The sequence below is a fragment of the Bacillus sp. JJ675 genome, assembly GCF_036963165.1.
GTDB classification, from domain to species: Bacteria; Bacillota; Bacilli; order Bacillales; family Bacillaceae; genus Bacillus; species Bacillus glycinifermentans.
Window position 1 is genome coordinate 1 of record NZ_JBALMR010000099.1, and the last position, 6,400, is coordinate 6,400.

Consider the following 6,400-nt stretch of genomic DNA (forward strand, 5'->3'; position numbering starts at 1 on the left):
ATTCGATGAAAGGGTGGCTTAATACCCAAATCGGCGGATTTGTAGACAGCGTTACGGACTCCTTTAAATCCTTCTTCGGAATTCACTCGCCGTCACGTCTATTCCGCGATGAAATCGGTAAATTCCTTCCGATGGGGCTTGCGTTAGGTATCGAGCGCAATATTGGCGTTGTCAAAGCGGCTGCAAACGAAATGGCAAATGCTGCGCTGATCAATCCGCAATCTTACGCTTTTAATCCGAGCATGGCACTTGGCGGCGGAATACTCGGAACCGTCAAATACGCGGTTGATTCCGGAAGCGGAGTAGATCCGAAACAACAGCAGCCGATCGTTATCGAATCTGTATTCGTGGTTGATAGCGAAGAACTTGGCCGTATGACAGAGAGCGCAGTCAGCGCCGAACAAGGCAAGAAAATAACGATTACAAACTACATGCGGGGTGAATGAGGTTGAGTACGACTATCACGACGTTAACCGGAGCCGTTTATGACTTAGACGAAATCGGCATCACAACCCGTGAATTTAATCCGTCTTCTCCTTCACCTCGTCATTCAACGGAGCAAGTCGACGGATTAAACGGGCTTGTTGATTGCGGAACAACATACGATGCCAGGACGATAAAGTGTTCGTTCTATTTAAAGGCCGCGGATATTCCGGATTATTACTTAATGCGCGACGAAGTATTTAAACTGTTTGAAACGCGGCAGCCGTTCTATATTACGGAATCGTATAATCCAGGTAAACGCTGGCTCGTCAAAACAAACGCATCATATTCGATCGATCAACAACGAATATACGGTATGTTCGATATCGAGCTTATTGCGTTCAGTCCGTTCGCAGAATCGATCGGAACCACGCTTAATCCGTTCACTTTCGATTCGGACTTATGGCAGATCGGCGAAGGGCTAATCGATGAGACTCCGGCATATAAGCACAAAACAACCTCGTTTAAACTTTTCAATGCAGGAACCGAAACGATTAACCCTCGCCAGTTTCCGTTAGTTATCGTGTATAAAGGTGCGTCTAAAAACCTGACGATCACTAACAAGACGACAGGCGACGTTTGGAAATATACCGGATCAACAGCGTCAGGAGATACGATCATTCTTAACGGAGTACGAGCAACGAAAAACAACGTTAGCATATTCGGCGCTACTAATCGAAAGCTACTTACGATAGCGCCCGGTTGGAACGACTTTAAATTATCGGGTACGAGCGGAAGTTTCGAAATCTCATTCGACTTTCGCTTTTACTATTTATAGGCGGTGGTTGCGTGAAGGATTTATTCATACAGAGCCTCGCCGGCCAGTTCGAAATGCTAACGGATTTTAGTACGACTCGTAAGAACGCGATCAACAACCAAAAGACTATCGATGTAACTGGCGTGTTGACTGACCGAAATCAGCACGCTTTTCCTTTAGTACAGAACGAGAATTTTCTGATTTACGACGAGGAAGAATACGTCATTAAAAACTCGTCAATCAAGCCCTTCGGAAACAAACTAAAAGCGACCGCGACGGCAATTCATCGGATGTTTGTCGATCTGGATAACATGCACATTTACGATGTGATCGAAGGGAAAAAGGCGCTTTCTATTGACGATATGCTTAAATTTGCGCTTGCGGGCACCGGCTATTCGTATCAAGTCGATACGACAGGTCTAGCGAAGTCCGTAACCGTCGAAAACTTCGGAGATTCGAGATCCCTTGCGTTATTAAACTCTATCGCAGAGAAGTTCGGAGTTGAATACGAATGTGTCAATAAAACGATCTATATTGCGAAAGAGATCGCCAGATATACCGACAATCAGTTAAGATATGCGTTTAATATTAAGGAGCCGTCAAAAGACATCGATACAAGTTCGCTCAAGACGTATATTAGAGGATTCGGTAAAAATGTAACTGCGGAATACAAAAGTCCGTTAGCGGAAGTCTTCGGTATCCGGCACGCAGATCCAGTTCGCGATGACCGGTACACCGATAAAGAGAGTTTACTTGCGCAATTGAAATCAGAACTCCACGATCGCATCGACATCTCGATCACGCTCACCTACATCGAGCTTCAGTCGTTAGGAATTCAAGACATCCGAAAAGGGGATTACGTTTGGTGCATCATCGAACCGTTCGAAATAGACGTCCAGATTCGCGTAGTGCAAGTCGAGGATTATTCAGACCCTTCTAAATCACCGAAATATACACTCGGATCAATTACGAGAAAATCGACGGACATCGTCTCCGACTTTAAACGAACGCAAAGGACCGTTTCAAAGATAGTCGACTCGGACACCGGCAAGATTCGCGAAAGCTCAATTAAAATCGGCAGCAATACGACGTTCGATCCGGGATACGATCCGACAAAGCTCAATATTCCGCAATATGGATTAGCTTCGGCCAACTCGAACGGGTTGATGAGCTCGTCTGACTACGTAAAGCTTGCGAACATTCTGGTCGGACCAGATGGAAAGGTCATTGTCGATTTGGCGTCGGAGATCACTAACGGCTTGATGAGTTATGCCGATTTTATAAAACTGAAGCGGATTATTATGCCGGCAACAGGCAACGTCGATATGCAGTCGATATTGGATCGAATTGCTGCGCTCGAGGCGAAAGTAGGAGGACAATGATAAAGGAGGAGACGAATGGCGAAATATCCGTACAGAAAAGCCGGTAGTGCGTGGGATCGCATTTTCCGGAACAACTACAATCAGAACATGGAAGATATTGAATCGGATATAAGAAGCGCAAATTATGATTTAGATGCGCATAAAAAAGCTCGAACCGCCCACACGTCGGATCAAATCGACCATGGCGGTTTTTCTGTGTCTACGGTTCTTGAAAGTCTAAAAACCCGATTGCGCAACGTAATTTTAAACGCCGACGGGACCAACGTTAAGGAAGTCGTCGATGCACGGGTCGGTGCTGATGGCGAAGTATTTCCATTGCTTAAAGAGCGGTTAGATACGGAATACGTTAAGCTTTTGCAGAAAATCAAACGGACAGTAAACGTTGATGATTTCGGAGCAGATCCGACAGGCGTTAACGACAGTACAGAAGCGTTCCAAAAAGCGCTTGGAACGGGTAAAGTCCGATTAGTTCTATCCGCAGGAACCTACATCGTAAAAGGCGTCAAACTTCCGTCCTGGACGTATATGGTCGGCCAGGGAATCGGAGTTACTACGCTAAAACTTCACGAGGATACGCCGGCCAGCGAATGGGTCGTAACCAACGCGGACCATACGAACGGAAACCGAAATATCATGGTCGAAGGAATGTCGCTAGACTGGAACCCGGATCGTCAGGGCGGTCTTGGGCCGACCGGCGGACTACATTCGAGCTGCCTAACGTTAGCAAATGTTAAGTTCGGAATCGTGCGCGAAGTAGAAGGTATCAATCCGGCTCTGCACTGTTTCGATGCGTCTGCGCCTACCTACAACATTTCGGACGCTGACTATACGAAAAACGGTTGCCGGTATATCTGGTTCGATCGATGCGTCGGGTCCGGGTATGGTGACGACGGAGTGACTACGCACTATAGCGAGTACATTTTCATCACAAACTGCGTCATGACAAATCCGAGCGGAAAGGCGCATGCCACGGGGTCCTCAAACTCGAACGGTATCGAAGTCGATGACGGATCTAAAAACGTTTGGGTCATCGATTGTTTTACGTCCGGCAATGTTCGCGGTTACGAGGTGAAGGCGCACACTGAATGGCCGGCGCCGTCAAACGTTCATATTCGCGGTTGTGAATCCTACCGTGACGTCCGCGCGTTTGACCTTCGGCATATCGGCCATCACTTAGCAACTGAGCCGTGGAGCGAAACGGCACGAGACGTAACACTAGTCGATTGTACGGCACGCGAGCCGATATTCAACGATCTATATGCCGGACTTGAACCGAAAGCGCTCGTTGTTTCGGCTTATCAGCGTGTCATGATTTCGAATTTCCGTGCGATTGGAGATCCGACATACGACTATAAAGGAACGTCAGCGATCGCATTCCAGTACAAGAGTCGGAAAATAAACGTTAACGGCGTACAGGTTTACGGTTTCGCTAAAGCCGGCTCCGATATTCACGTTACCGGAGGAGATCAACGGACAGATGACGTCTTTATTTCGAACTTTGCAATTCATGATTCGGCGCCAACCGCCATCAGTTTGGGAGGCGGCGTATATAACGTTAATTTAACGAACGGTATCGCTCACACAAGTGGTGGGACTGCCGGAATCACGTCTCCGAATAACCAGGCAAATATCATTGCGGTACGTGCCTACGGATATACGGATGCGGCCGTTATTGGAGGCGAACGCTACTCCTCCGTACCAAACAACATTAAGAGCGGATTCCGTGCGGCTTCGTCTTCTGGATCGCCTATATCAAATACAAGCGCAATTATTGCGTCTACTGGTAACGGGAAAACGAAAGGCGACGCAAACGCACTCATCGCAACTCGTACCGGATCATCGACGGAAGGATCGCGTTCTGTCGTAATGGGATCGAATAATTCCCACGTTAAAGGGTCCGGCTTAGTTTCGGCATTGGTCCTCGGTTCCGTAAACGTCATCAACGACAAGAGCTATACGACTGTTTGGGGATTCGGAAGCGAGCCGTCTACAGCGAATAAACGAGTCGAAATTAACGCCCAGGCGGGATCGGTTCGGGGGATTGGAGCCGTCGAAAGCGTATCCGATCTAAAGGACCTTGCGGAGTATTTCGAATCGAAAGACGGCAGCAAAATCGAGTCCGGATATCTTGTAACGCTTGATGGCGACAAAATCCGAAAAGCGCAAAAAGGCGAAAGGATACTCGGGGTTATCTCGGAGACGGCCGGCGTTATCATGGGTGGAGCAGCGTTCTATTGGAACGACCGGTACCTCCGAAATGATTTCGGCGGACTTATTTACGAAACAGTTACCGTAGATGGCGAGAAATACGTGGTTCCAAAGGAAAATCCGAACTATGATCCAGATCTCGAATATGTTCCACGCGAAGAACGTGATGAATGGCATATCGTAGGGCTGATCGGGCAAGTTTTCGTCCGTGTAGACGAAACGGTTCGGGTCGGGGACTATATCGTTCCAAACGACGGAACCGGCACGAAATCGGAAGACGGATCGGGTCTTTTTGTGATGCGGATGCACAAGGAATATGATGCGGATAAAGGATACGGGGTCGCCCTAGTCTTTATTCATCCGTAAATGTAGAGGAGGGGCCGGATGATATATAAAGATTCAAGCGTTCAATTCGATGTGAACTCGCAGATAAAGCGGATTATATCGGTGAACATTCAATACAGCACGCAAGACATCGGAACGGCAAAAATAACGTTCAAGCTGACGAAGGACGGCGAACCGTTGCCGATCTCAAACGCAACACACGGCAAGCTATTCATGCGGATGGCGGACGGTAGCGAGTTTTACGTTAATACGGAAGTCGGGGACGCTTTTGAGGGCGTCCTTTTTTACGTCCTGACCAACGATCAAATTAAGCACGCTGGAACCGTAACGGCAGAGCTTTACGTTAGTTATGACAACGGACAGAGTCTAAGCGTTCATAAATTTTCGTTTGAGATCGATAAGGCGCTCGTCGATGCCAATATCGCTCCACTTGCGGAATACTATATCGAAGATTTCGAAGATCTGAAGGCGGATATCAACAAAACTACGGATGAGATCAACCAAACGCTCAACGAAATAAAAGCGAAGTTTGACGAATTCGAGAATATCGAAACGAAGGCCGGCGCCCAAGCGAAGGCGGATGCAGCGGAAGCGAACGCGAAAGCTTATACGGACCTACACGCAGCTAAAACGGACAATCCGCATAAGGTCACGAAATCCCAGGTCGGCTTGGCTAACGTTGATAACGTAAAGCAGGCGGCGAAGACGGATTTCGATACGCATGTCGCGGATAATGTACGGCATATTACGGCTGACGAGCGAACGAAGTGGAACGGAAGTCAGTTATTTAAAGTAACCAATGACGTCGGAGGCGTTTATACATCAATAACGGATTCTGACGATTTTTATACGAAGATTATCCAAAGCGGGAGACGGTTCGGTACTTTTTATTCTACGGGCAAAGCAACAAACGCGGCTTCTACTAACTCTACAAGAGGCGTTTTTCATATGACGTCGACCGATAGTAATGGGCAGCCTTCGTACGGTTACGTTATTGCGATCGACTGGCAAAATAACATGTTTACGAATTATTTAGACCCGAATTTAGGATGGCAAGGGTGGCGTCGTGTTTTAACTTCGTCTGACCTATCGCCGACCTGGAACTCTGTGACGCTCATAAACGGAGCTAAACAGGATTCGGTGTATCCGTTGAAATTTTCCGTTAGCAACAACGTTCTATGGCTGCGCGGATCTTTTGGAACATTGCCGGCTATCGGAACATCTG

The 6,400-nt window shown here is 47.6% G+C and carries 4 protein-coding genes and 1 pseudogene; all 5 read left to right on the forward strand.

What is annotated here, in order from left to right:
- A pseudogene (locus V7126_RS22165) lies at nucleotides 1-446 on the forward strand (phage tail tape measure protein); the annotation flags it as partial.
- The gene (locus V7126_RS22170; protein WP_335499237.1) at nucleotides 443-1,261 is read left to right on the forward strand and encodes a phage tail family protein; all 819 of its coding nucleotides are present in this window, start codon (nucleotides 443-445) and stop codon (nucleotides 1,259-1,261) included. The pseudogene V7126_RS22165 and the gene V7126_RS22170, both read left to right, overlap by 4 nt.
- Before the next feature lie 11 nt (nucleotides 1,262-1,272).
- Nucleotides 1,273-2,622, forward strand: coding sequence for a phage tail protein (locus V7126_RS22175; RefSeq protein WP_216898737.1), 1,350 nt, complete (start codon nucleotides 1,273-1,275; stop codon nucleotides 2,620-2,622).
- Between the two features lie 15 nt (nucleotides 2,623-2,637).
- A complete protein-coding gene (locus tag V7126_RS22180) occupies nucleotides 2,638-5,196 on the forward strand; it encodes a peptidase G2 autoproteolytic cleavage domain-containing protein (RefSeq protein WP_335499240.1) in 2,559 nt (852 codons plus the stop codon).
- Between the two features lie 18 nt (nucleotides 5,197-5,214).
- A partial coding sequence (locus V7126_RS22185; protein WP_335499243.1) for a phage baseplate upper protein occupies nucleotides 5,215-6,400 on the forward strand: 1,186 nt, incomplete at its 3' end.

Bases quoted from the DNA above. Each gene is read 5' to 3' on its own strand.
- V7126_RS22180 (WP_335499240.1), top strand. From the start codon at position 2,638: ATGGCGAAATATCCGTACAGAAAAGCCGGTAGTGCGTGGGATCGCATT.
- V7126_RS22170 (WP_335499237.1), top strand. From the start codon at position 443: ATGAGGTTGAGTACGACTATCACGACGTTAACCGGAGCCGTTTATGAC.